This window comes from Gaetbulibacter sp. NE (assembly GCF_025548475.1).
GTDB lineage: Bacteria > Bacteroidota > Bacteroidia > Flavobacteriales > Flavobacteriaceae > Gaetbulibacter_B > Gaetbulibacter_B jejuensis.
The window spans coordinates 16,978-40,978 of the sequence record NZ_JAOQHY010000003.1; the positions used below are offsets into that span (position 1 = coordinate 16,978).

At 32.7% G+C, this 24,001-nt stretch carries 23 protein-coding genes; 10 read left to right on the forward strand and 13 right to left on the reverse strand.

Annotated features, from left to right (window positions below; genetic code table 11):
- Positions 1-53: 53 nt before the first annotated feature.
- Complete coding sequence (locus OD803_RS06000) at positions 54-1,949, forward strand: M61 family metallopeptidase (protein ID WP_262732733.1); 1,896 nt, start codon at positions 54-56, stop codon at positions 1,947-1,949.
- A gap of 39 nt (positions 1,950-1,988) precedes the next feature.
- Here OD803_RS06000 and OD803_RS06005 read toward each other — a convergent pair whose 3' ends face one another.
- The 5 genes from OD803_RS06005 to OD803_RS06025 all read right to left on the reverse strand — a co-directional run bounded on the left by OD803_RS06005 (position 1,989) and on the right by OD803_RS06025 (position 6,958).
- Entirely contained in the window at positions 1,989-2,291 is a 303-nt protein-coding gene (locus OD803_RS06005) for a hypothetical protein (protein WP_129760155.1), read from the reverse strand.
- Positions 2,292-2,337: 46 nt separating this feature from the next.
- The gene (locus OD803_RS06010; RefSeq protein WP_262732876.1) at positions 2,338-3,102 is read right to left on the reverse strand and encodes a TIGR02757 family protein; all 765 of its coding nucleotides are present in this window, start codon (positions 3,100-3,102) and stop codon (positions 2,338-2,340) included.
- Between the two features lie 73 nt (positions 3,103-3,175).
- Entirely contained in the window at positions 3,176-3,742 is a 567-nt protein-coding gene (locus OD803_RS06015) for a hypothetical protein (RefSeq protein WP_262732734.1), read from the reverse strand.
- Positions 3,743-3,799: 57 nt separating this feature from the next.
- Complete coding sequence (locus OD803_RS06020; RefSeq protein ID WP_262732735.1) at positions 3,800-4,462, reverse strand: ABC transporter ATP-binding protein; 663 nt, start codon at positions 4,460-4,462, stop codon at positions 3,800-3,802.
- 51 nt (positions 4,463-4,513) lie between these two features.
- Entirely contained in the window at positions 4,514-6,958 is a 2,445-nt protein-coding gene (locus OD803_RS06025; protein WP_262732736.1) for a carbohydrate binding family 9 domain-containing protein, read from the reverse strand.
- Between the two features lie 189 nt (positions 6,959-7,147).
- Between OD803_RS06025 and folE the strand changes: the two genes are divergently transcribed.
- A complete protein-coding gene (gene folE, locus OD803_RS06030) occupies positions 7,148-7,744 on the forward strand; it encodes a GTP cyclohydrolase I FolE (RefSeq protein WP_131506811.1) in 597 nt (198 codons plus the stop codon).
- A gap of 56 nt (positions 7,745-7,800) precedes the next feature.
- Positions 7,801-8,076 carry a hypothetical protein gene (locus OD803_RS06035; protein WP_262732738.1) on the forward strand — a complete coding sequence of 92 codons (276 nt, stop codon included), beginning with the start codon at positions 7,801-7,803 and terminating at the stop codon, positions 8,074-8,076.
- A 32-nt stretch (positions 8,077-8,108) separates the two neighbouring features.
- Here the strand turns inward: OD803_RS06035 and OD803_RS06040 are convergent, their stop codons facing one another.
- The 8 genes from OD803_RS06040 to OD803_RS06075 all read right to left on the reverse strand — a co-directional run bounded on the left by OD803_RS06040 (position 8,109) and on the right by OD803_RS06075 (position 15,858).
- Entirely contained in the window at positions 8,109-10,364 is a 2,256-nt protein-coding gene (locus OD803_RS06040) for a TonB-dependent receptor (protein WP_262732739.1), read from the reverse strand.
- 65 nt (positions 10,365-10,429) lie between these two features.
- The gene (locus OD803_RS06045) at positions 10,430-10,762 is read right to left on the reverse strand and encodes a hypothetical protein (RefSeq protein WP_262732741.1); all 333 of its coding nucleotides are present in this window, start codon (positions 10,760-10,762) and stop codon (positions 10,430-10,432) included.
- Complete coding sequence (locus OD803_RS06050) at positions 10,762-11,250, reverse strand: DUF6787 family protein (protein ID WP_262732742.1); 489 nt, start codon at positions 11,248-11,250, stop codon at positions 10,762-10,764. Before OD803_RS06050 ends, OD803_RS06045 begins: the two co-directional genes overlap by 1 nt.
- Before the next feature lie 26 nt (positions 11,251-11,276).
- A complete protein-coding gene (locus OD803_RS06055) occupies positions 11,277-11,708 on the reverse strand; it encodes a DUF6146 family protein (RefSeq protein WP_131506804.1) in 432 nt (143 codons plus the stop codon).
- 123 nt (positions 11,709-11,831) lie between these two features.
- Positions 11,832-12,473, reverse strand: coding sequence for a DUF937 domain-containing protein (locus OD803_RS06060; RefSeq protein ID WP_129760145.1), 642 nt, complete (start codon positions 12,471-12,473; stop codon positions 11,832-11,834).
- A gap of 101 nt (positions 12,474-12,574) precedes the next feature.
- A complete protein-coding gene (locus tag OD803_RS06065; RefSeq protein ID WP_262732744.1) occupies positions 12,575-13,525 on the reverse strand; it encodes a D-2-hydroxyacid dehydrogenase in 951 nt (316 codons plus the stop codon).
- 131 nt (positions 13,526-13,656) lie between these two features.
- A complete protein-coding gene (serC, locus tag OD803_RS06070; RefSeq protein WP_262732745.1) occupies positions 13,657-14,718 on the reverse strand; it encodes a 3-phosphoserine/phosphohydroxythreonine transaminase in 1,062 nt (353 codons plus the stop codon).
- Positions 14,719-14,799: 81 nt separating this feature from the next.
- Positions 14,800-15,858, reverse strand: coding sequence for an acyl-CoA reductase (locus OD803_RS06075; RefSeq protein WP_262732746.1), 1,059 nt, complete (start codon positions 15,856-15,858; stop codon positions 14,800-14,802).
- A gap of 119 nt (positions 15,859-15,977) precedes the next feature.
- On the opposite strand from OD803_RS06075, the gene OD803_RS06080 reads away from it, so the two are divergent.
- The 7 genes from OD803_RS06080 (at position 15,978) to OD803_RS06110 (ending at position 23,987) form a co-directional block, all read left to right on the forward strand.
- Complete coding sequence (locus tag OD803_RS06080) at positions 15,978-16,331, forward strand: 4Fe-4S dicluster domain-containing protein (RefSeq protein WP_129760141.1); 354 nt, start codon at positions 15,978-15,980, stop codon at positions 16,329-16,331.
- A gap of 90 nt (positions 16,332-16,421) precedes the next feature.
- Complete coding sequence (locus OD803_RS06085) at positions 16,422-16,940, forward strand: DUF3124 domain-containing protein (RefSeq protein ID WP_262732747.1); 519 nt, start codon at positions 16,422-16,424, stop codon at positions 16,938-16,940.
- Positions 16,941-17,165: 225 nt separating this feature from the next.
- Positions 17,166-18,260 (forward strand): redox-regulated ATPase YchF, encoded by a 1,095-nt coding sequence (gene ychF / locus OD803_RS06090; RefSeq protein ID WP_131506796.1) that lies wholly within the window; start codon positions 17,166-17,168, stop codon positions 18,258-18,260.
- 91 nt (positions 18,261-18,351) lie between these two features.
- The gene (locus tag OD803_RS06095) at positions 18,352-18,813 is read left to right on the forward strand and encodes an SRPBCC family protein (RefSeq protein ID WP_262732749.1); all 462 of its coding nucleotides are present in this window, start codon (positions 18,352-18,354) and stop codon (positions 18,811-18,813) included.
- A 150-nt stretch (positions 18,814-18,963) separates the two neighbouring features.
- Complete coding sequence (locus tag OD803_RS06100) at positions 18,964-20,823, forward strand: DNA topoisomerase IV subunit B (RefSeq protein WP_262732750.1); 1,860 nt, start codon at positions 18,964-18,966, stop codon at positions 20,821-20,823.
- Positions 20,820-21,299: a hypothetical protein gene (locus tag OD803_RS06105; RefSeq protein WP_131506790.1), complete on the forward strand. Its 480-nt coding sequence runs from the start codon at positions 20,820-20,822 to the stop codon at positions 21,297-21,299. Before OD803_RS06100 ends, OD803_RS06105 begins: the two co-directional genes overlap by 4 nt.
- Positions 21,300-21,302: 3 nt before the next feature.
- On the forward strand, positions 21,303-23,987 hold the full coding sequence (locus OD803_RS06110) for a DNA gyrase/topoisomerase IV subunit A (RefSeq protein ID WP_262732751.1): 2,685 nt from the start codon (positions 21,303-21,305) through the stop codon (positions 23,985-23,987).
- Positions 23,988-24,001 lie beyond the last annotated feature (14 nt).

The window sequence follows — 24,001 nt, forward strand, 5'->3', positions numbered from 1 at the left end:
GCAAAAATGTAACATAATCCTAAATTTGTTGACCCTTAAAAGAAAATAATAGCATGAAGAATATACTTGCCCTAATTGGGATTAGCGTTTTGTTAACTTCTTGTGGTTCTGCATCTAAGTCAGTTGATGATTTAGCAGTAAGCAACCCAATTAATACGTCTATAGACATTACAGCTGTTAATAACGATAAATTACCTGTAACTATAAATCCAGGACGTTTTACTCAAGATTCAGTAATTTATAGATTACCAAAAATAGTCCAAGGTACTTATGATATAAGTAATTTTGGGGCTTTTATTGATGATTTTGTAGCAAAAGATTACGATGGTAATGTGTTGCCTTCTAAAAAGATAGATGAAAATTCTTGGGTTATTACCAACGCACAACAACTTGACGTTATCACTTATTGGGTGAATGATAGCTATGATGTTGAAAGTGATCCTAATTATCCTAGCTTGTTTTCGCCACAAGGAACAAATATTGAGCCAGATAATTATGTCCTGAATTTGCATGGTTTTATTGGGTATTTTGATAGTTTAAAAAACGCACAATACAATTTAGATGTTACTGCACCTGCAACTTTTGAGCGTACTTCGGCATTACAAAATGTAGGAATAAAATATAGTAGCGATGGCACTAAAATAACGACAAGCTATTTTGCTCCACGATATTTTGATATTACTGATAATCCAATGATGTATGGGAAACTTGATGTAGAGGAGTTTATGGTAGGTGATATTAAAATTGTACTTAGCGTTTATTCTCCAAACAAAAAACACACTGCTGCAAGTTTAAAAGAAACGATGTTTACTATGATGGAAGCCCAAAAGAACTACTTGGGAGACATTAACAGTACAGCACGTTATGATATTTATTTATACCTATCTGATGGTTCAGATAAAGCACCTAAAGGGTTTGGAGCTCTAGAGCATCATACTTCAACAGTTGTGGTTTTACGCGAATGGGCTTCAGCAGAATATTTGGCAAAATCTATGGTTGACGTGGTGTCGCATGAGTTTTTTCATATCGTAACACCACTTTCAGTGCATTCTGAAGACGTGCATTATTTTGATTATAATGATCCAACATTTTCAAAACATTTATGGATGTACGAAGGTGTAACAGAGTTTTTTGCACAACACTTTCAAGTGTATGAAGGATTAGTAACTCCTGAGGAATACTACAGGACAATTCAAAATCAAATAACAAGATCAAAATATTATGACGACAGCATGAGTTTCACTGAAATGAGTGAGAATGTTATTGAAGAACCTTATGCTAAAAACTATACTAACGTTTATCAAAAAGGCGCTTTAATAGGGATGTGTATTGATATTTTAATGCGAGAAGAAAGTAATGGAAACAGAAGTATGTTGTCTTTAATGAAAGAACTTTCGGCTAAATATGGAGTGCATAAACCGTTTGATGATGATACTATTATTGAAGAAATTACTAAAATGACCTATCCATCAATTGGGGAATTTTTACAAACACATGTGGTTGAAGGTGTGCCAATTGACTATGGTGCGTTTTTTGAAAAAGTAGGTTTAATATATGAGTTAACACAAACAGAAACCAATTATGTACAATCAGGAATGGGCTTTGTTTTTGATGCCAATGAAGAAGACGATTACGTGTTCTTTTCTAGTAACGTATCAGAAAATACTTTTTGGGAATCGCAAGGTGTAAGAGAAAATGACATTATTACTTCGGTTAATGGAACTGAGGTTAAACTTAACAATCTTAGAATGGTTATGGGACAAATGTTTAGATGGAAAGAAGGAGACGAAATTGAAGTAAAATTGTTAAGAAATGGAGAAGAAAAAGTTATTAAAACTAAACTAACTCCAGCATTTACAAAAATTAAAACAATAGTAGAAAACTTAGAGGCTACCAAGTCTCAGGTAAAACTAAGAAATGCTTGGTTAAACCAAAGTGATACTTTGTAAGTAAACACATATAAAAATAGAAAAGCGAATTAAAATTTTTTAATTCGCTTTTTTGTTTTCTGTTGTGTCTTCAATGAACTCAGTAAACTTTTTAATAGTTTTAAAAAAGTCTTTTTTATCTCTTTCAGGATTAAGTTCTAATTGAAAACTTACCATAGTATTGATAAAATTGTAATTACAGTCTATCGGATTGAGATAACTGTCAAGGTCGTTAAAAACTAAAATGTTTGTGATTGCATTCTCAACATCAGACTTATTTTCAATAGAAACCGATTTTATATCCAATTTCTCAAAAAAAACAGTCTTTATTTGAGATTTTTTCAATCTAAAAGAGTGCTTCATTTTTTTGGTTAGTTAAATTAGGGTAATATGGAGCAAATATATAAAATTAAAAGCTTTCAAATACCCCAAGCCCAAAAAGTGCAAAATCGTATTTTACTGGGTCTTTAGGGTCTAATTCCCTTAAGTTAGTATCAAGTTCAAACAATGCTTTTGCATCATTTTGTTTACGTGTTAAAAGCCCTAATTTTCTAGCTACATTTCCTGAGTGTACGTCTAAAGGACAGGAGAGTTGACTAGGTGAAATGTTATTCCAAATCCCAAAATCTACTCCAGTATTATCATTTCTAACCATCCAACGTAAATACATGTTGATTCGTTTTGCAGCTGAATTTTTTAAAGGATCACTAACGTGTTTTTGAGTTCTTGCTAAATGTTCAATTTCAAAAAAGTGAGTTTTAAATTGGCTTATTGCTGTTTGTAGCGACTCATTTTTAGCAGTTTTGCTAAATATAGTTTCTAATCCACCATGATTATTATAAATGTGCTTTAGTGCTTTTACAAAGGTGATTAAATCGGTTCCATTAAATGTACGATGCACAAATTGTAGTAAAGGTTCTAGGTCTTTTTCTGTATGGTTCAATACAAAATCATAAGGTGAGTTATCTAGTAAGTTCATCATTTTAGATGCATTGTTGATAATGCTTTTTCGGTTTCCCCAAGCAATGGTAGCCGTTAAAAATGCTGCAATTTCAATATCTTCCTTTTTTGAATAGCGATGTGGTATTTGTATTGGGTCGCTTTCAATAAACTTAGGGTTATTATATTGTTCAACTTTACTATCTAAAAACTCTTTAAGCTCTGATTTATTAATGAATTTCACTTTTACTGTATTGGTGATAAAGTGCAAAAGTAATCATTAAAACAGTTTTGAAATGTATTTAATGTTATTCAGCAGTAATAGTTGTAGTTACTGTTGAGCGTTCAATAAGTTCTCCATTTTCTAAGGAAATACTAATTTTGAATGACGCACTAACATCTTCATTAATGGGATTAGCTAAAACGAATTGATAAAAATCGCCATAGTAGTAAGTGTCTTGATTTATGTAATCCAAAACACTATCTACCGCTTTAAGTGTTTCATTGTGGTTTAGATAGAAAAATTCATTTAATGAATTTCCTGCCTCTATATTTTGAAAAGTAGCGTCAGAAGTAATTTCAACTTGAGTTGCTTTATTTCTGACAATGTAGGTTTCATCACAACTTGTAGCATAAGCTTTGTTGGATAGTCTTGATAATTCTTTTTTTAAGTAAGTAAGCTCTGTTTCATAAGTAAGAAACAAGTTTAGCTGTAAATCTTCATATTTTATTGTGGTAATGTCAAAGTCAGCATTATCTTCAACGGTAAAGTTTATGCTTGTTAAATAAAGATTGTATTCTTCTTCACAACATGAAACGACTAAAACTTCAAGTAAACAAAAAAACAGAAAAGAAAATGTAATTTTTTTAATCATAGCAATCATTTCTCTTAAGATGCTGAATTGCTAATTTGGTTGCGTTGTAGGAGGTAGTTATTTTACAATCTTCCCATCAACCATAGTAAGTTTGCGGTCAGCCATATTAGCGAGTTCCTCGTTGTGGGTAACAATTACAAAGGTTTGACCAAACTCATCTCTAAGTTTAAAAAATAGGTTGTGAAGGTTTTCAGCACTTTCGCTATCAAGGTTTCCTGAAGGTTCATCGGCAAAGATTAATCTAGGATTATTTATCAAAGCTCTAGCTACTGCAACACGTTGTTGCTCACCACCTGAAAGTTCGTTAGGTTTATGATTGTAGCGCTCTTTAAGTCCTAAAAAATCCAATAATTCTTTAGCTCGTTTTTCGGCTTCAGCTTTAGGAGTATTTTTTATAAAAGCTGGTAGGCACACATTTTCTAAAGCTGTAAATTCAGGTAACAATTGATGAAATTGAAAGATAAACCCAATATGCTCATTTCTAAATTTAGCTAAAGCCTTATCTTTTAATTGCAATACATCAACGTCGTTAATCAATAACTGACTTTCATTGTTGCTACTGGCTTTGTCTAAAGTACCAAGTATTTGCAGTAAAGTGGTTTTTCCAGCACCAGAAGCACCAACTATAGAGACTACTTCACCTTTGGAAATTGTGATATCAACACCTTTTAAAACGTGTAAATCATTATAGTGTTTATGAATGTTTTTGGCTTTAATCATGCTATAGAAAATAATAACGTAAACATACTATTTTAAGATGTGATGCACAATTTAAGAGTTAGTTTTGTTTTTCTTCTTAAATACATTTTTTAAATCGCTGTAATTTATAAAGTACTGTAAACGTAATGAAAATGTATGTTGGATAGGTTGGTCAAAAAGTCTGTCCAAGCTTTGTCTGTAAGTCTCAGTAGCTGCAGTGTCAGAGTTAAATAATTGATTTCTGTATAACGCAGTTAGGAAACTTCCAGGAGCAAATTGCCATGAGTAATTTAAATCCAAATTCCATGTGCTGAAATTGATATTTGGGTTGTTTTCTAAATCACCAACCGTAAAGCCTGAGTCTTTTGTAAGTCTGCCATTATCTCTTAACGTGAATAATTCATCTTGATAAATAACGGTTGACCAATAGTTTCTAAACGTTAAACCTAAAGAGTGGAAGGAGTTAAAGTTATAAGTCCCAGAAATACTGTTTACCAATATTTTTCGGTCTCTTTCTCCAAAAATGATATTATCATCTGAAAGCGTTGTAAATCCTCTATCCTTGAAAATTTTATTGTAGTCAAAAGAATACACTACTAAAAATTTATCATTAAATCGTACTCTTGGGTTTAACCCAAACCAATATTCGTTAGTGTCTCTATTATCTTCAAAATAAGTTGCTCCACCAAGATTAGCATCTATAGCAAAGGTGTTGTTGTAATTTGAAGAAATCCAAACGTTTGAGTTTATTCGGTTTTCATAGATAAAATAACGTCCTTCAACACGTGGTTCAAAGTAATCAAACTGTTTACCAACTTGGAAATTTATGTTTCCACCAAAGTTGTGAAGGGTTTTAGTTACTGCGTCAAAGTTTACGCCAAAGCTGCTTCCTGTGTACTCTCCAGGATTAGCTAAACGTGTATAATTAACATAAGTACCAATAAAGTAGTTGTTAAGCTTTTTGGTAGGTTCAAAAATTCGATAGGTAAGGTCCACACCAAAGTTGTTGTAATTGTTTCTTGAGATAAATCCTAAATCGTTAATGTCGTACTTGGTGTCAGCATAACTATGGTCAAAGCTGTATCTTAATTTTCCATGTGATTTTCCTGCAAAAAAGAAAGTGCTGTAACCAGTTTGGTTTCCGTCAGCTAAGTTTAGATTACTCATTTTAGCTTCACCATAAAGATTATAAGTATTTCGTTTGTTTGAAATATCAAACAGTAAACCAGTAACATTGGCATCTCTAAAATTACCATCTCTAGTTACGTTGGTGTTAATTAAACTTACTGATGAGTTTTGATTAAATTGTTGGTCAAGTACCAAAATGTTATAGTTAGCAAGAGGTTCAACAACTTCTTCTCTTACTTCACCAGTTTCATTATCTCTAATTTTAGCTTTGGTTTTTTCGGTAATAGCATTAAAAACACCAATTCCTAATCCTTTTTTAGTTCGACCAGAAACTTTAGCAGCATTAAGTACTTTAACTGTGTTAGGACGATCAATAATTTCCTCATTTTCATTAAGTTCAACATTACCTGTTGGTCTACTACCTACACGTCTTGAGAAAAATAAATTACCTTTATTAAACAAATCAACACCTTCGGTGAAAAACTGGCGTTGTTCAGAAAAGGTTTGCTCAAAAGGTCCAAGGTTTAGTACCAAATTATCAAATCCTGCTTGACTAAAATCAGGTATTAAAGTCATGTCTAACGTAAAGTTTTCGGTAATTCCGTATTTGATGTCTAAGCCTAAGTTAAAATCAGTATCGGTTTCACCATCATAAGTGTTTAAAAGCCCTGAAGTAAAAGGGTAGAAGCTAAGCCTTACAGGAGGCTCAATATTTTCAATGCCTTTTAATTCACCATGATATAATCCTATGTTACCTTTGGTTCTGTCTATTGGATTCCACGAATATTGCGCTCTAGTAGTTCTAAAATGTCTATGGAATTGTAATCCCCAAGTTTGAACATCTTGGTTTGAAAATCGTAAATTAAAGTATGGAATTTTCATTTCAACAACCCAACCATCATCTACAATTTTCACAGCGCTTTCCCAAACAGCATTCCAACCAAAATCTTCCCCAATACTAGGTGAAGCAATAGCATCTGCTTGATTTCCTGACGGAAAAATAAAAAACTCAGTATCGTTTTGAGCGTCGTTGTTAGGGTTGAAGATAACGCCAAAAAAATCTTGTTGACCAAAATTATCTCTGCTGTTAAACTGCTTCATGATTTCCTCTGGCTTATCATAGAGATATGCACCAACATATATAGCATCGTCGTCATAAGTAATTTTCACAACCGTTTTTTGATAATCGGTTTCAGGAACACCCATTTCAGGTCTAAATTGAGTAAAGTCTTTTGCTTCATCAGCATTTTGCCAAACAGCATCATTTAATACTCCGTCAATTTTAGGAGGTGTAGTTGTTCTGGTAATAGTTAAGGTTTTTTTATCCTGAGCTTTAATTGTAGAAAAACAAAAAAGCACAGAGAGAAAGATAGTTAAGCGGAAAAACATTTTAATGATTGATGATTTAATTAATTTCTAAAAGAAAGATATTAATTAATTTAATTTGTTACAGTTAGTGATACAAATCTATTAGTTGAAACCGTTTTTTCTCTTAAATAAAAGTTAAATGAGCTTTTTGTGCTACTAGGGTTTCAATTGAATTTTACGTATTTTTATGTATCAAAAAAAAAATTGAATATGCCTTATAACAAATTTGAAGAGTATAATATTAATATCACAGACGACACTAAAAATCGCTTTAAAGACATAATTAAAGATATAGGCGAAGATGTGGAAAGAGAAGGTTTGCTCAAAACGCCTGAGCGCGCTTCAAAAGCGATGAAATTTTTAACACAAGGCTATCATCAAGATGCAGCGGAGATTCTTAAAAGTGCAATGTTTAAAGAGTCTTACAACGAAATGGTAATTGTAAAAGACATTGAACTATACTCGTTATGCGAACACCACATGTTACCATTTTTCGGGAAAGCGCATATTGCCTATATACCAAACGGACAAATTGTAGGGCTTAGCAAAATACCAAGAATTGTAGATGTTTTTGCACGACGATTACAAGTACAAGAGCGCTTAACAGAGCAAATATTAGACTGTATTAACGATACTTTAAAACCACAAGGAGTAGCTGTTGTAATTGAAGCCTCTCATATGTGTATGATGATGCGTGGTGTGCAAAAGCAAAACTCTGTAACAACAACATCAGGGTTTAGAGGTCAATTTGAAAAAATTGAAACACGAAATGAGTTTTTAAAGCTCATAAGCGAAAAATTGTCATAATACTATTTTGGTATGTTTCTTGTTATAATATAAAGTATAACAACACATTATAAATTATGAGTTTAGAAGGATTAAGCAAATACAAAAAATTAGCATTAAGTATTCTTTTTGATGCTATTGGTTTTATTACCATTATAGATATTATTTGGGCACCACTTTCAGGGGTTTTGATGGCTAAAATGTATAGTGGAAACAAAGGTAAGGTTGCTGGTGTTATATCTTTTATAGAAGAGATTATACCAGGACTAGATATTATACCAACTTTTACAATTATGTGGTTTTATACCTATGTATTTAGTAAAGAGAAAGAAACAGTTATAGAAATTAAATAAAAAAAAAGCGTTCATTTTGAACGCTTTTTTTATTACAAGTAATAGGTAAGCCCTAAGCTTATATTCCTTCCCATGTTATAAATTCCATCAGGTTTTAATCTAGACAAGTGATTAATATACTTTTTGTCAGTAATGTTTGTTGCAGAAACTGAAACCATCAAGTCATTGTTCATTAATTTAATAGTGCCACCAAGTCCAGCGCTTAACAAACTATAAGAATCAGTAGAAGTCTCAAAAGTGCTTACATTATTTTGAGCAAATGTTGAGCGTAACTTCACAAAGGCAAATCCATGTTTCAACCAGTTTGTGTCATACTCAATGCGTATGGTGTTATTAAGGTTGTTTGCAGGAATTAAAGGAAGATAATCACCATTGTCTTGTTTCCCTGTTACAGTTTCAAAACTACTCTCAAAGTGTAACCAGTCTAATGGATGTGGATGTAAGTGAAGCCCAAATTCACCTCCATATAGTTTAGCGTCATCTTGTACGTAGTTAAATACAGGAGTTTCATCAATTATAGTTCCATCAGGAGTTAAAAATATATAATTACTAATGCTATTATAAAAACCGTTAGCAAATATCTCAAAATGTTCACTTTTATACTCTAGATTAACATCTGCTTGAAAGTTTTGCTCGTTATCTAAATTAATATTTCCAACTTCATATCTATTTGAGCCATGATGTACACCATCTGAAGTTAATTCAGCTAAATTAGGCGCTCTGAATCCTGTTGCTAAGTTAACTCTGGCAGTTACATTGGTTGCTATGTTGGTTTTAACACCTATAGCTCCATTGAAACTATTAAAACTTTTTGATTCAACAGCATCTATACTTATATCTCTGTTGTCAAATCTAGCACCTAGTTGTATATCGGCTTTTTCAAAATGAATATGTGATGTTGCTAAAACACCAATATCATTTGTAGTTGCATCAGGTATGAGCACTTCTTCACCATAATTAGCATTGGTTTGATGCATACCTTGTACACCAACTATAGTTTCAAATTTACCATATTTAGGTAAGTGGTACTTTACATCATAATTAAAGGTTTTTAGTTTCATACGTAAAGCAGGATGGGTAAGTTCATGCTCATCATGATCTTCGTGTTCATCTTCATGGTCGTGATCCTCATCCTCATGGTCTTCTTCGTGTTCATCTTCGTCATGATGATGTTCGTCTTCAAATTCTTGTCTGTCATTATAGATATACCCCAAATTAAATTCAAGATTAGAATTATTAAAAAACACTGTAGATTTTGAACTAAGAACATGATTGGTAATATCCTGATAAGGAAGCAATGGTGTTTTGTTGGTTGATTGATGACCAACTTCTTCAGGAATACCAATTTTAGCATGATTGACATTGTATCTAAAATCTGTTTTGAATTTAGTAGATTGATAACCTAAACCTGCTTTAAAATCTTGTTCTCTAAAACGTGTATTGGTAACTCTATATTCATTTGTTTCATAATCGGAATGTTCGGTAAGACTTCCTCTGAACAAAAATTTAAACTTATCTCCAGATGCTTTGTATCCAGCGTTTGTGTTGTAGCCTTTTGTATTGCTATAGTAATTGGCTCTAATATCAGCTTTTGATGAGTTTTGATTTGCAAACTTTTCAGGGTTTAAATATAAAACTCCACCAAGAGCATCACTACCATAGAGTAGTGATGCAGGACCTTTAATAACCTCGACACTTTCAATTCCAGCATCGTTGAGACCTAAACCGTGTTCGCTACCAAATTGCTGATTTTCTAATCTAACACCTTGAGTGTAAACCAAAACTCTATTAGAGCTAAGACCTCTAATAACAGGTTTTCCAATTCCTAAACCTGTAGTTACACTTTCAACACCAGGAATATCTGTAATTCCTTCGGCAAGGGTTACTGCTCCTTTACTCTTTAAAGCAGACACATTTTGGTGTTCCACTTTCATTACATTTTCACTTTGAAGTTTATGAAATGGTGTTGATACTATAACTTCTTCCATTTCGATAACAGAAGGGGTTAATGCTACAATAATAGTGTTAATTGGAAATGTAATAGATTGTGACCAAGTTTCATAACCTATATAGGAAACCACTATTTTAAAAGTGCCTTCTGGCATGTTCTGTAAGGTAAACTTTCCATTTTCATCGGTTGTTACTCCCTTTTCTAACTGCGGAAAGTATATGTTGGCATAAACAATAGCTTCTTGAGAGTTAACGTCAGTTACAGTTCCTTGTGTTTTATTTTGTGCATATATTGATGATACTGCAAGTAAAAGCAGTACATTAAAAATTGTTTTCATTTAAAATTTTTTATAGTTAATGTTATTGTCAAAATAGTTTTTTGACAAAATTGAAGTCGTGTATGTTAACTATAAAAAGGAGGACCTCTTAAAGAAAAATGTAAGCGTTGATAATCGCTTAAAAAGAAGTATTGAGATACTATTATTTCATGGTTGTCTTTTATTTCAGGAATTTCGAAATTAAACTCAGGAAGGGTGTAGGAATTGTTAAGCTTATATTTATAAAAACTACAATCTACATCTAGTGTATGAAGGTGAGTTTCGCTTTCTCCATGACAAACTTCATGCTTATGATGATTGAATACGTGTGCAAATTTTTCAGCTTCAGGTGCAAACAACCCAAGCACTAATAAAAGTGCTGATAATTTTATAAAAATATGTCGTTTTGTTTGCTGCATCAATCAATAAACCGTTTTAAACCAAACCTACGAAGCATCTTTTTTTCAAATTCCCAAAAGAAATTGAACTGACCAAAGAGCCATCCAAAAAACACCAAAAGCAGCTGGTAAAAAATGAGCCCAATGATAATAAATAAAACCCAATAAACTATAGGGTTTAAGTTTTCTTTAGTAATTCCAAGCAATGAAAAAATAGGCTTACCTATATATGCTGAAGTTGATCCAGTTATAGCAAATACAATAAAAACCCTAATCATTTCCCACTTGTATTGTAATATCCATTTCTTTTCCAGTTTTTTAAAAAGAAATAAAAAGAACTTAAGCAATACATAAAAAATAGGGATGCTTACCAAAACAATCAGCCAAACGTTATCCACAAACAATGAAGAAAGTTTATAGGAGGAGTAGAGTAGAGCAACAATTCCTATAATTGGAAAGAGTAGTTGCCAATTATGTTGTATTTCCCAGTTTTCTTTAAATTTTTTCATAGCAATTTTTGCTATGCAAATATAGTTTAAATTCTAGGAACAAAGCCTGCTAATTTTTGCTTGTAAGTGAGTTGGAAGTAGATAAAGTAGTTGTACAGTTTATAATTTACCTCATAGCCATAATCAATTCCATTTTGATAGTCAATTTGCATAGCGTAAAGATCTGGATTGAATTGTTGAGGCTGCATAACACGTTGGTTCCAAGCTATAACGTATTGTAAGTTTCTGTTTTCTAAAAAATCTTGAGAATAGTAGCCTTCAGGTCTTGCAACACTTTGTAACCAAGTATTAAAACCTGGTTCAATAATAATGATTTCATACTCTAGTTCATCATTAGTTATTCTAACTGTGTCTTCTTCTGAAATTGTTTTAGGAGTAGAATTTTCAGTAACAGTTTTTGTGCTATTGCAACTAAAGACAAAAAGGGCTAACAGTATTGTGTAAACAAAGGCTTTCATAGCTTAACGTTTCTGTTAAAGGTACAAAAATTATGCCTTAAATTATTGGTTTTTAACTCATTTAACACTACAGAAAAAGCCAAACATTTCGTTTGGCTTTTAGTATTTATGATTTAGAAAAATTTATTTGTTTCCAAATAAGCCTCCTAGAAGTCCTCCTAATCCACTTTTCTTTTTGTTTCCTCCAAGAACCATTCCTGCAACATCATCAATTACACTTCCGTCGCCATCAGCATCAAGTATCGATTCTAAAAAGCTTTGTTCTTGTTGTGGAGAGTTTCCTTTAATTAAACCACCTAAAAGTCCTTCAAGTCCAGATTGACTAGATACATTGCTTTGTCTACTTTCTTTACCTAAAACACCCATTAAAATAGGAGCAGCTACTTTAAGTATTTGTGCTACAGAAGCAGCATCCATACCAGACTTAGCACCTAAGGTATTAGTTACATTTTGTTGTTTGTTACCAAGAACATGTCCTAAAATTTTGCTTCCATCGTCTAGCACACTAGAGTCAACACCACCACTAAATAATCCACCAAGATTATCTAAGATACTTCCATCGTGTTTAGAGTTGTTTAATGCGCCTAATAACCCTTCAGCTCCTTGAGGAGTAGAAGCATTTCGTTTCATAGCTTGCATTAAAACAGGCAAAGCCATTGTTAATACACTGCTTGTTTTGTCTTCTGGTTGATTGGTTTGCCCAGAAACTCCACTAATGATAGTTTTTCCTAGGTCGCTGTTTAATAAGTCTAGTATACCTGACATGATTTTTAATTGTTATTTGGTTAATAAAATGACTATACAATTTACAAAAAAAGTCCTAATTGTATTAATTAGGACTCACTTTTAATGATTTGGTCACATTATTATTTTAGCAACTCTATAATTTGAGTGGCTAGTTCGGTTCCAATTCTATCTTGTGCTTCGTTTGTTGCAGCTCCTGTGTGAGGTGTAAGCGATAACGAAGGATTCATTAATAATTGAATTTCTGGTTTAGGTTCTTTTTCAAAAACATCTAACGCAGCACTTGCAACTTTACCTGATGTAATGGCTTCTACCAAGGCAACTTCATTAATGACACCACCACGAGCAGCATTAGCTATAATTACACCATCTTTCATAGTGTCAAACTCAGCTTTGTCAATAACGTAGTCTTTTTGAGCAGGTACATGAAGTGTAATAAAATCTGATTGTTTTAAAACGTCTTCTTTTGAAATGGTTTTTATTTCAAAACTTAATTTTTGACCGTCAAAAAACTCTAACTCTAAATCGGTTTTTTCAATAAAAGGGTCAAATGCAAGTACTTTCATACCAAGTCCTAAAGCTACTTTTGCTGTAGCTTGACCAATTCGCCCAAAACCAATTACACCTATTGTTTTTCCTTTTAATTCAGTTCCTTTAGAATAGTTTTTCTTAAGACCTTTAAAATTACTATCACCTTCTAAAGGCATATCTCTATTAGATTGATGTAAAAATCTTGAAAGACCTAATAGGTGAGCAAAAACAAGTTCAGCAACCGAATGTGAAGAAGCTGCTGGTGTGTTTATAACGTGAATGCCTTTGCTGCGAGCATAGTCAACATCAATATTATCCATACCAACACCACCACGACCAATGATTTTTAAATTTGGACAATTGTCGATAATGTCTTTTCTAACTTTAGTTGCACTACGCACTAAAAGTACATCTATTTGATTGTCGTTTAAATAATTTGCCAATTGCTCTTGAGCAACTGTTGTAGTGTTTACTTCAAAACCTGCATTTTCTAAAGCATCAATACCACTTTGAGAAACACCATCGTTTGCTAATACTTTCATTATTTAAGTTAAAAGTTAAAAGTTATTGGCTAAAAGCTATGAAACAATTAGCTTAAACTTTTAGGGTTAATTATTTTTTAAAATTTGAGTAAAACCAACTGCATACTGCAACTGGTTTACTGACTTTTGAATTATGCTTTTCGTTCTAATTCGCTCATAACTTCAACAAGTACAGCAACACTTTCTAATGGAAGTGCATTATACATTGAAGCTCTGTAGCCACCAACACTTCTATGGCCATTTAAACCATTAATTCCTGCATCTTTTACCATAGTATCAAATGTTTCTTTAAGGTCTTCGTTTTCAAGAGTAAATGTAGCATTCATGTTTGAACGGTCTGCTTTTGTAGCGAATCCTTTAAAGAGTGGGTTTAGGTCAATTTCAGAATAAATTAACTGTGCTTTTTTCTCGTTTTCTTTTTCAATAGCTTCAATACCTCCTAGGTTTTTTAACCATTCTAGAGTAAGCATTGATGTGTATACTGCAAAAACAGGAGGTGTATTAAACATGCTGCTTTTATCAATATGCACTTTATAATCCATCATTGAAGGGATTTTACGAGATACTTTTCCTAGTACATCTTCTTTAACAACAACTAGAGTAGTACCTGCTGGACCCATATTTTTTTGAGCTCCTGCATATATAATGTCAAACTTTGAAAAATCTAGTTGACGAGAAAAAATATCACTACTCATGTCACACACCATAGGTATTGGACTATCAGGAAATTCTTTTATCTGTGTTCCAAAAATGGTGTTGTTTGATGTACAGTGAAAATAATCGTAATCAGTTGGGATATCATATCCTTTCGGGATATAGTTATAGTTAGCATCTTTAGAAGACGCTACTTCGTAAATATCGTCATAAATTTGAGCTTCTTTAATGGCTTTAGCACTCCAAGTACCTGTATTAAGGTAACCAGCTCTTTTTTCTAACATATTAAGCGCAACCATTAAAAACTGAGTACTTGCTCCACCTTGAAGAAATAATGCTTTGTAGCCTTTACCTTCTAGACCTAAAAGTTCAAGAGCTAATGCTCTGGCGTTTTCCATAACGTCTACAAACGCTTTACTACGATGGGATATTTCTATTAGCGATAAACCGTTGTCGTAATCTAAAACTGCTTGAGCAGATTTTTCAATAACTTCTCTTGGTAATACGCAAGGTCCTGCGCTAAAATTGTGTCTTTTCATTCTTGTAAATGTTTAAATGTAGTCTTGACAAAGGTGATAAATTCTATTAAAAAACTCGTTAAATAATCTATAATTTATCAACTATATTTTTAACAAAAATTCAATGGTATCTACATTATCTGCATAATCCCAAAGATTTGGTTTTTGAGTGTTGCCAAAAGCAATTTCAGATTCAAAAATACCATCAGAAACAATACATTGAATTTTGTCAGAATCTTTAGTTAGCATTTCTTTAAGTGCGTCAATACTATCATAATATTCATAAAATACAGTTGCTATTGGCGAAGCGTAGCTTTTATCTTCTTTAATCATTAAAAACCCGTTCTCAAGCATATCAAATTCGCTCATTAAATACACTGCTTTGTTGTAGTCGTAATTGTTAGCGTATTTAGCTTGATTGATAATAGGATTCCATTTATACATTGCCTTAAAGAACTTGTCAAAATCATAACCTTTTGGTACAAATAACTTAGAAACACTCCTACAACCCAAGCCATAGTATCTAAAAATATCTTCAGATAAACTATCTAGTTGTTCTTCAGTTTCATTTCCTGTGAGTATAGCAACCGAATTTCTGTTTTTTCTAATTATAGAAGGTTTGTCTTTAAAGTAATATTCAAAATAGCGTGCAGTATTATCACTTCCTGTAGCTATTACAGCGTCAAAATTGTTTAGTTTTTCTTCTGTAAAACTAATTTTACCTTTAAAATCAGGTTCAACATACTCTATATATTTGGCTAAAAAAGGAAGCAAGCTCTTATCGTTTGATGATTGCTTAACCAACACATCATGACCAGACATTAAGACAGATAAAAAATCATGAAAGCCAACTAAAGGAATATTTCCTGCCATTATAATGGCTATTTTTTTAGGATTTACTGTGTTAAAGTTATAGTTCTTAACCCATTCTTTAATGTTTTCTATTTCAAGTGATTTACTCCAGCCTTCTAAAGCAAATAAAACATTACTTTCAGTAAACCAACCATTTTGCTCTTCGGAAATTTTAATTTGATGTTTAAAGCCATCAAAAAATAATTCGTTGTGAGGAATAGTGTCTTTTTTTGAGTAACCTTCTGTAGTAAATTGACTTAAAAACTCGCCTAATTTTACGAATGCATTAATTCTTTGTTCTAAATTCATTCTTAGTTTGGTTATGAATTGTTTTGGCTTTATTTTTGTTGTGCAAAGTTAGAAAAATGAAAGTGAACCTGAGTTTTATTTTATGGATTAAATAAAATTCAAAAAACCAAGAACAACCTATGGCAATAATTATAACAGACGAATGCATAAACTGTGGTGCTTGCGAACCAGAATGCCCAAATACAGCAATTTATGAAGGTGCTGACGATTGGAGATATAATGATGGAACTAGTTTATCTGGTTCGGTAGTGTTACCAAACGGAAAGCAAGTAGATGCTGATGAGGCGCAAGAACCTATTAGTGATGAAATTTATTATATCGTTCCAGATAAATGTACTGAGTGTAAAGGGTTTCATGAAGAGCCACAATGCGCAGCAGTATGTCCTGTGGATTGCTGTGTGCCTGATGACGACCATGTTGAAACAGATGAAGAGTTGTTAGGAAAACAAGCATTTATGCATCCTGAGGATTAAAAAAACATTTTTAGTATTAAAATTTAAAAAACCTCAAGTTTAACTTGGGGTTTTTTGTTAGCTATATCTTATTTTAGTAAAAAAAATATAATGCGTTATATAAGTGTAATTTGTGTTTTGGTTCTTTTTTTGTTTTCGTGTAATGAAACAAAAAATAATGTAGATGATTTGCCACAGTCGGTAAATTGGAACGAAAGAAAAGCAACAACGGTAAATGATTCATTATTAAAAAATAGTGGAAGTACTTACTTATCAGTCTACTCGCAGATTTATAGTTTAACCGAACATAGAACACATAATCTTACAGCTACAATAAGTATGCGAAATGTGAGTAGAATAGATACTATTTATCTTAAAGCGGCAGATTTGTATGATACTCATGGTGATTTGGTAAAAAAACACATTGATTTTCCTGTGTTTTTAAAACCGTTGGAGACATTGGAGATTGTAATAAAAGAATCTGATAGAAGTGGAGGTACAGGAGGTAATTTTGTTTTTGATTGGGTAACGCCAAACAATGCTACTGAACCCTTATTTGAAGCTATAATGATTTCTACTATGGGACAACAAGGCTTGTCGTTTAGCACACAAGGTAAGCGGATTAAATAAAAAAGATTGAAAGCTTTGTTAAGCGAATAAAGTTACTACAATACCTTTTCAAAAGACAGAAAACGAATACTTAACTTAATAGATTTTAACGACTTTAAATCCTTAGTTTAGGCTTAGTATTTAGTAGTAATTATTTTGTTGTTGATTATAACTAAATGTCTACCTTTGCACACGCTAAACCAAACACTTGGTTTTTATACATTAAATTTAATTGCCAAATAAATTATGAAAGCAGGAATTGTAGGATTGCCAAACGTAGGTAAATCAACGTTGTTCAATTGTTTGTCTAATGCTAAAGCGCAAAGTGCAAACTTTCCGTTTTGTACTATCGAGCCTAACGTAGGAGTGGTAAATGTACCAGACCCAAGACTCGAAAAACTTGAAGAATTAGTAAAACCTGAGCGTGTTATTCCTGCAACTGTTGAGATTGTTGATATTGCTGGTTTAGTTAAAGGAGCAAGTAAAGGAGAAGGTTTAGGAAATCAATTTTTAGCAAACATTAGAGAAACTGATGCAATTCTACATGTGTTACGTTGCTTTGATAATGATAATATTGTACATGTTGATGGAAATGTAAATCCTATAAGAGATAAGGAAACCATTGATATGGAACTTCAGCTTAAAGATTTAGAAACTGTTGAAAAGAAGCTTGACAAAGTTAAGCGTGCTGCAAAAACAGGAAACAAAGAAGCACAAAAAGAAGAAGAAGTTTTAAGTAAGATAAAAGCAGGCTTAGAGTCTGGAGTTTCTGTGAGAGCTGTTGAAGTTTCTGAAGATGATTATTTAGAATTCGTTAAGCCACTACAATTTATAACAGATAAACCAGTAATGTATGTTTGTAATGTTGATGAAGGTTCTGCTGTTTCAGGTAATGCTTATGTTGAACAAGTAAGAGAAGCTGTAAAAGATGAAAATGCCGAAGTATTGGTGTTAGCTGTAGGTACTGAGGCAGATATAAATGAATTAGATGATTATGAAGAACGCCAAATGTTTTTACAAGACATAGGTCTAGAAGAACCTGGTTCATCAAAATTAATTAGAGCTGCTTATAAGCTATTGAGTCTTCAAACATATTTTACTGCTGGTGTTAAAGAGGTTAGAGCATGGACAGTAAATATTGGAGCAACTGCACCACAAGCTGCAGGAGTAATTCATACCGATTTTGAAAAAGGTTTCATTCGTGCTGAAGTAATTGCTTACAGTGATTACACAAGCTATGGTAGCGAAGCAAAAGTTAAAGAAGCAGGAAAGATGCGAGTTGAAGGTAAAAACTACATTGTAAAAGATGGCGATGTTATGCATTTCCTATTTAATGTATAATGTTACTTTTTTATGTGACTTTGTTAATATGTTGTGTCTAAACTTTAAAAGCAAAGACTAAGTCTTGTGATGTAATAAGTTAGCTCAACATATGCCCTCTGTAAAAACAGAAACTTTAATCAATGCGAATATAAAATTGTGCTTTGATTTAGCTCGAGATGTAGCTATTCATGAACAATCCCTAGACAGAGCCTCATTAAGAGCTGTATCTGGTAAAACTTCTGGAATATTAGAATTAGGTGAATGGGTGAGTTGGGAAGAAGAGCACTTTGGGTTTCTTCAACATTTAACATTGAAAATTTCAGAACTTGAAAAACCTAATTATTTTGTAGAAGAAATGGTTGAAGGTATTTTTGAGTCCTTTCGTAATGAATTTCACTTTAAAGCTTACGGAGAAAAAACGTTACTTGTAAATGTTCTTAGTTTTGAATTGCCTTATGGATTTTTAGGAAAAATGACTAAGAAGGTAATTATGAGAAATTATGCCAAAAGTTTACTTAAAAGTAGGGTTGAATATTTAAAATCAGCTATTGAAGATTCAGCTAAAAAATAGATTTGCTCCTCATTAGCAAATTTTTAACCTCTTAGCCTACGTTATCAACGACATAGGCTTTTTTATTGTTAATTACTTTATGGGTTGTATATTTCATTTTTTAAAGTGATATATTATATTAGCATCCTATCACTAAATTCACTCAATTCTATGTCAGAACAAACCAATTATACCGAAGATAATATACGCTCACTCGACTGGAAAGAACATATTAGAATGCGTCCAGGAATGTATATTGGTAAACTTGGTGATGGCTCATCTCCAGACGATGGTATTTACATTCTTTTAAAAGAAGTATTAGATAACTCCATTGACGAGTATGTCATGGGAGCAGGAAAAACCATTGAAATTTCCATACAAGGAAACAAGGTTATAGTTCGCGATTACGGACGTGGTATTCCGCTTGGTAAAGTTGTAGATGTTGTGTCTAAAATGAATACAGGTGGTAAGTACGATTCTAGAGCGTTTAAAAAATCGGTAGGACTTAATGGTGTTGGTACAAAAGCTGTAAACGCATTATCAAACTATTTTAGAGTAGAATCTACACGTGACGGAAAATCAGCTTCAGCTGAGTTTGAACAAGGAAATCTTACAAACCAAGAAACTTTAGACGATACATCAAGACGAAAAGGAACCAAAGTATCTTTTATTCCTGACGAAACTATATTTAAAAACTATAAGTATAGAAATGAGTATGTAGAAAAAATGCTCAAAAACTATGTGTACTTAAATCCTGGATTAACCATTGTGTTTAATGGAGAAAAGTATTATAGTGAAAATGGTCTTAAAGATTTACTGTCTGAAAACATTAGTGAGACTGATGTGCTATATCCAATAGTGCATCTAAAAGGAGATGATATTGAAATAGCTTTAACTCACAGTAAAACGCAGTACAGCGAGCAATATCATTCTTTTGTTAACGGACAAAATACCACTCAAGGAGGTACGCACTTAGCAGCTTTTAGAGAAGCGCTAGTAAAAACCCTTCGTGAATTTTACGGTAAAAACTATGAAGCTTCAGATATTAGAAAATCTATCGTTGCTGCCATTTCAATAAAAGTAATGGAGCCTGTTTTTGAAAGTCAAACAAAAACAAAATTAGGTTCAACTGATATGGGAGGCGATTTGCCCACTGTAAGAACTTATGTAAATGACTTTATAAAAACATACTTAGATAACTTTTTACATAAAAACCCTGATACTGCAGAGAAAATTCAACGTAAAATTTTACAGGCAGAACGCGAGCGTAAAGAATTGTCAGGAATTAGAAAACTAGCAAAGGACAGAGCTAAAAAGGCAAGTCTTCATAATAAAAAATTAAGAGACTGTCGTGTTCATTTTGGTGATACCAAAAACGAAAGAAACTTAGAAACTACCTTATTTATTACTGAAGGAGATTCTGCATCGGGAAGTATTACAAAGTCTAGAGACGTGAATACTCAAGCGGTTTTCAGCTTAAAAGGAAAACCTTTAAACTGCTATGGACTAAGTAAGAAAATTGTATACGAAAACGAAGAGTTCAACCTATTACAAGCAGCTTTAAATATTGAAGAGTCGTTAGAAGACTTACGTTATAACAATGTGGTTATTGCTACTGATGCTGATGTTGATGGTATGCATATTAGATTGTTGTTGATTACTTTTTTCCTACAATTTTTCCCAGAAGTTATAAAAGAAGGTCATTTATATATATTACAAACACCTTTATTTAGGGTTCGTAATAAGAAAAAAACCATTTATTGCTATACAGACGAAGAACGTCTAAATGCTATAGAAGAATTAAAACCAAAACCAGAAATCACACGATTTAAAGGTCTTGGTGAGATTTCACCAGATGAGTTTAAACACTTTATTGGCGAAGATATTCGTTTAGATCCTGTAATGTTAGACAAAGACATGTCTATTGAAGAATTACTGTCGTTTTATATGGGTAAAAACACACCAGACAGACAAGAATTTATCATTAATAACCTTAAAGTTGAGTTAGATATCGTTGAGGAGAGTGTATGAGAACCAACAACTCAAAAGTTAGAAATGTGATAATATCGGTATATTTTATACTGATAGTGCTTGCCATATTTTTTGCAACCGTTTTTAGCGCATTCAAGGATTTAACTAGCAATCCGTTACTTACGTTTGTTATTATAGCTTTAAGTTTTGCGTTTTTGTTCTTTGTGGTGCATAGTATTTCTAAATATTTTGAGTATGATAGTGATGGACTTAAAGTAGTAGTGTCTAATAAAGGTTTATTGCTTTCAGATCATTTTAACTATCGTGAGCATACTGTAGAGTTTGAAAAAGAAAATCTCACAGGATATAAGTTTGTGAATTTTATAATTTATAAAGGCTTAATACTTTATATTAAAGATAGAAGAGGACACACAAAAAAAGAACGTTTTAATGTAACTTTGGTTTCTAAAAAAAAGCGCAAGTATATAAGACAGTCATTGAGTAAAATGATTAAACTAAACCGAAAACAACACTAATTAATGAGCGAAGAAAAAGACGATTTGTTGAATGAACATGATGATAACCAGGAAACAATTACCAGAGTTACTGGTATGTATAAAGACTGGTTTTTGGATTACGCATCGTATGTAATTCTAGAACGTGCTGTACCAGCAATTGAAGATGGTTTTAAACCAGTTCAACGACGTATTATGCACTCTATGAAAGACTTAGATGATGGTCGTTATAACAAAGTGGCTAATATAGTTGGTCATACTATGCAGTACCATCCTCATGGAGATGCAAGTATTGCTGATGCCATGGTACAAATTGGTCAAAAAGATTTACTCATTGATACCCAAGGAAACTGGGGAAATATTCTTACAGGAGATAGTGCTGCAGCATCGCGTTATATTGAAGCACGCTTGTCTAAATTTGCTTTAGATGTGGTGTATAACCCAAAAATTACCGAGTGGCAAGCTAGTTATGACGGTCGTCGTAAAGAGCCTGTAAATCTTCCGGTAATGTTTCCATTATTATTAGCTCAAGGTGGAGAAGGTATTGCAGTTGGACTGTCAACTAAAATTTTACCGCACAACTTTATCGAGTTAATCGATGCTTCTGTTAAACACTTAAAAGGAAAGCGCTTTACAATATATCCAGATTTCCCTACTGCAGGAATCGCTGATTTTACTAACTATAATGATGGAAACAGAGGAGGTAAAGTTCGTGTTAGAGCAAAAATTTCTCAGTTAGATAAAAATACTTTAGTAATTACCGAAATTCCTTTTGGTACAAATACCTCTTCATTAATTGATTCTATCCTTAAGGCGAATGAAAAAGGAAAAATCAAGATTAAAAAGATTGAAGACAATACTGCAGCAGAGGTAGAAATACTTGTGCATTTACCTAACGGAATTTCACCTGATAAAACCATTGATGCACTTTATGCATTTACCAATTGCGAGACCTCAATTTCGCCATTAGGTTGTGTTATTGAAGATAACAAACCATTGTTTATTGGTGTCTCTGAAATGCTACGTCGTTCTACAGACAATACAGTTCAGCTTTTAAAAAGTGAATTAGAAATAAAGCTAGGAGAGTTTGAAGAGCAGTGGCATTTTGCATCTTTAGAGCGTATTTTTATTGAAAACAGAATTTATCGTGATATTGAAGAAGAAGAAACTTGGGAAGGTGTTATAAAAGCTATCGACAAAGGACTTCAGCCACATATTAAGCATCTAAAACGCGCAATTACTGAAGACGATATTGTTAGATTAACCGAAATACGAATTAAGCGTATTTCAAAATTTGATATTGAAAAAGCACAACAAAAAATAGATGCTCTTGAAGAACAAATCGCCGAAGTAAAACACCATTTAGATAACCTTATCGACTATGCTATTGCTTATTTTGAGCGATTGAAAAAAGACTATGGTGAAGGTAAGGAGCGAATGACTGAAATTCGTGTGTTTGATGATGTTGATGCTACAAAAGTGGTAATTAGAAACACAAAACTTTATGTGAATAGAGAAGAAGGTTTTGTAGGTACTTCGCTTAAAAGAGATGAGTATGTGTGCGATTGTAGTGATATTGATGACATTATAGTATTTACACGAGAAGGTAAAATGATGGTTACCAAAGTGGATTCAAAAACATTTATTGGTAAAGACATTATTCACGTAGCTGTATTTAAGAAAAAAGACAAGCGTACCATCTATAATATGATTTATAGAGATGGAAAAGGAGGTCCAACGTATGTAAAACGTTTTGCCGTAACTTCAATAACTCGAGATAGAGAGTACGATTTAACTAATGGCTCGAAGAGCTCTTTAGTGTATTATTTCTCTGCTAATCCTAATGGCGAAGCAGAAGTGGTAACCGTTTTGTTACGTCAAGTAGGAAGCATCAAAAAACTAAAATGGGATTTGGATTTTGCCGATGTACTTATAAAAGGTCGAGCTTCTAAAGGAAATTTAGTTACTAAATACTCTGTAAAACGCATTGAGCTTAAAGAAAAAGGAGTTTCAACTTTAAAACCAAGGAAAATCTGGTTTGATGATACTGTACAACGATTAAATGTTGATGGTAGAGGAGAGCTGGTTGGTGAGTTTAGAGGAGAAGATCGTATTTTAATCATTACTCAATCTGGTATAGTAAAGACTATTATTCCTGAAATTACCACGCATTTTGATGACGATATGATTGTCATGGAAAAATGGGTGCCTAAAAAGCCTATTTCAGCTATTTATTATAATGGCGAAAAAGAGTTGTACTATGTCAAGCGCTTTTTAATTGAGAATGAAGGAAAGGAAGAAGTTTTTATCTCGGAGCATCCTGAGTCTCGTTTAGAAATTGTTTCAACAGATTGGAAGCCTATTGCCGAAATTGAATTCACCAAAGAAAGAGGTAAAGACCGTAAGCCTAATTTAGAAATCAATCTTGAAGAGTTTATCGCTATTAAAGGAATTACAGCTCTAGGGAATCAACTAACAAAAGATAAAGTAAACCAAGTAAGCTTACTTGAGCCATTGCCTTATGAAGCTCCAGAGGAAGTGCCTGCTGATGATATAGAGGTTGTTGACGAAACTGAAGTTAGTAATGATGACAATGCTCCTAAAGCATCAAGCGACAATAAGCAAGAGTCGAATTCATCAAACAGTTCAACTAATAATGACGACAACAATTTTGAAACTGATGAAGAAGGACAAATTACACTGTTTTAAGCTTTAATTGGCTA

What these genes read in the sequence shown, in the direction of transcription:
- OD803_RS06000 (WP_262732733.1), top strand. Translation starts at nt 54, where the DNA reads ATGAAGAATATACTTGCCCTAATTGGGATTAGCGTTTTGTTAACTTCT.
- OD803_RS06005 (WP_129760155.1), bottom strand. Translation starts at nt 2,291, where the DNA reads ATGAAGCACTCTTTTAGATTGAAAAAATCTCAAATAAAGACTGTTTTT.
- OD803_RS06015 (WP_262732734.1), bottom strand. Translation starts at nt 3,742, where the DNA reads ATGATTAAAAAAATTACATTTTCTTTTCTGTTTTTTTGTTTACTTGAA.
- OD803_RS06020 (WP_262732735.1), bottom strand. Translation starts at nt 4,462, where the DNA reads ATGATTAAAGCCAAAAACATTCATAAACACTATAATGATTTACACGTT.
- OD803_RS06025 (WP_262732736.1), bottom strand. Translation starts at nt 6,958, where the DNA reads ATGTTTTTCCGCTTAACTATCTTTCTCTCTGTGCTTTTTTGTTTTTCT.
- folE (WP_131506811.1), top strand. Translation starts at nt 7,148, where the DNA reads ATGCCTTATAACAAATTTGAAGAGTATAATATTAATATCACAGACGAC.
- OD803_RS06035 (WP_262732738.1), top strand. Translation starts at nt 7,801, where the DNA reads ATGAGTTTAGAAGGATTAAGCAAATACAAAAAATTAGCATTAAGTATT.
- OD803_RS06040 (WP_262732739.1), bottom strand. Translation starts at nt 10,364, where the DNA reads ATGAAAACAATTTTTAATGTACTGCTTTTACTTGCAGTATCATCAATA.
- OD803_RS06045 (WP_262732741.1), bottom strand. Translation starts at nt 10,762, where the DNA reads ATGCAGCAAACAAAACGACATATTTTTATAAAATTATCAGCACTTTTA.
- OD803_RS06050 (WP_262732742.1), bottom strand. Translation starts at nt 11,250, where the DNA reads ATGAAAAAATTTAAAGAAAACTGGGAAATACAACATAATTGGCAACTA.
- OD803_RS06055 (WP_131506804.1), bottom strand. Translation starts at nt 11,708, where the DNA reads ATGAAAGCCTTTGTTTACACAATACTGTTAGCCCTTTTTGTCTTTAGT.
- OD803_RS06060 (WP_129760145.1), bottom strand. Translation starts at nt 12,473, where the DNA reads ATGTCAGGTATACTAGACTTATTAAACAGCGACCTAGGAAAAACTATC.
- OD803_RS06065 (WP_262732744.1), bottom strand. Translation starts at nt 13,525, where the DNA reads ATGAAAGTATTAGCAAACGATGGTGTTTCTCAAAGTGGTATTGATGCT.
- serC (WP_262732745.1), bottom strand. Translation starts at nt 14,718, where the DNA reads ATGAAAAGACACAATTTTAGCGCAGGACCTTGCGTATTACCAAGAGAA.
- OD803_RS06075 (WP_262732746.1), bottom strand. Translation starts at nt 15,858, where the DNA reads ATGAATTTAGAACAAAGAATTAATGCATTCGTAAAATTAGGCGAGTTT.
- OD803_RS06080 (WP_129760141.1), top strand. Translation starts at nt 15,978, where the DNA reads ATGGCAATAATTATAACAGACGAATGCATAAACTGTGGTGCTTGCGAA.
- OD803_RS06085 (WP_262732747.1), top strand. Translation starts at nt 16,422, where the DNA reads ATGCGTTATATAAGTGTAATTTGTGTTTTGGTTCTTTTTTTGTTTTCG.
- ychF (WP_131506796.1), top strand. Translation starts at nt 17,166, where the DNA reads ATGAAAGCAGGAATTGTAGGATTGCCAAACGTAGGTAAATCAACGTTG.
- OD803_RS06095 (WP_262732749.1), top strand. Translation starts at nt 18,352, where the DNA reads ATGCCCTCTGTAAAAACAGAAACTTTAATCAATGCGAATATAAAATTG.
- OD803_RS06100 (WP_262732750.1), top strand. Translation starts at nt 18,964, where the DNA reads ATGTCAGAACAAACCAATTATACCGAAGATAATATACGCTCACTCGAC.
- OD803_RS06105 (WP_131506790.1), top strand. Translation starts at nt 20,820, where the DNA reads ATGAGAACCAACAACTCAAAAGTTAGAAATGTGATAATATCGGTATAT.
- OD803_RS06110 (WP_262732751.1), top strand. Translation starts at nt 21,303, where the DNA reads ATGAGCGAAGAAAAAGACGATTTGTTGAATGAACATGATGATAACCAG.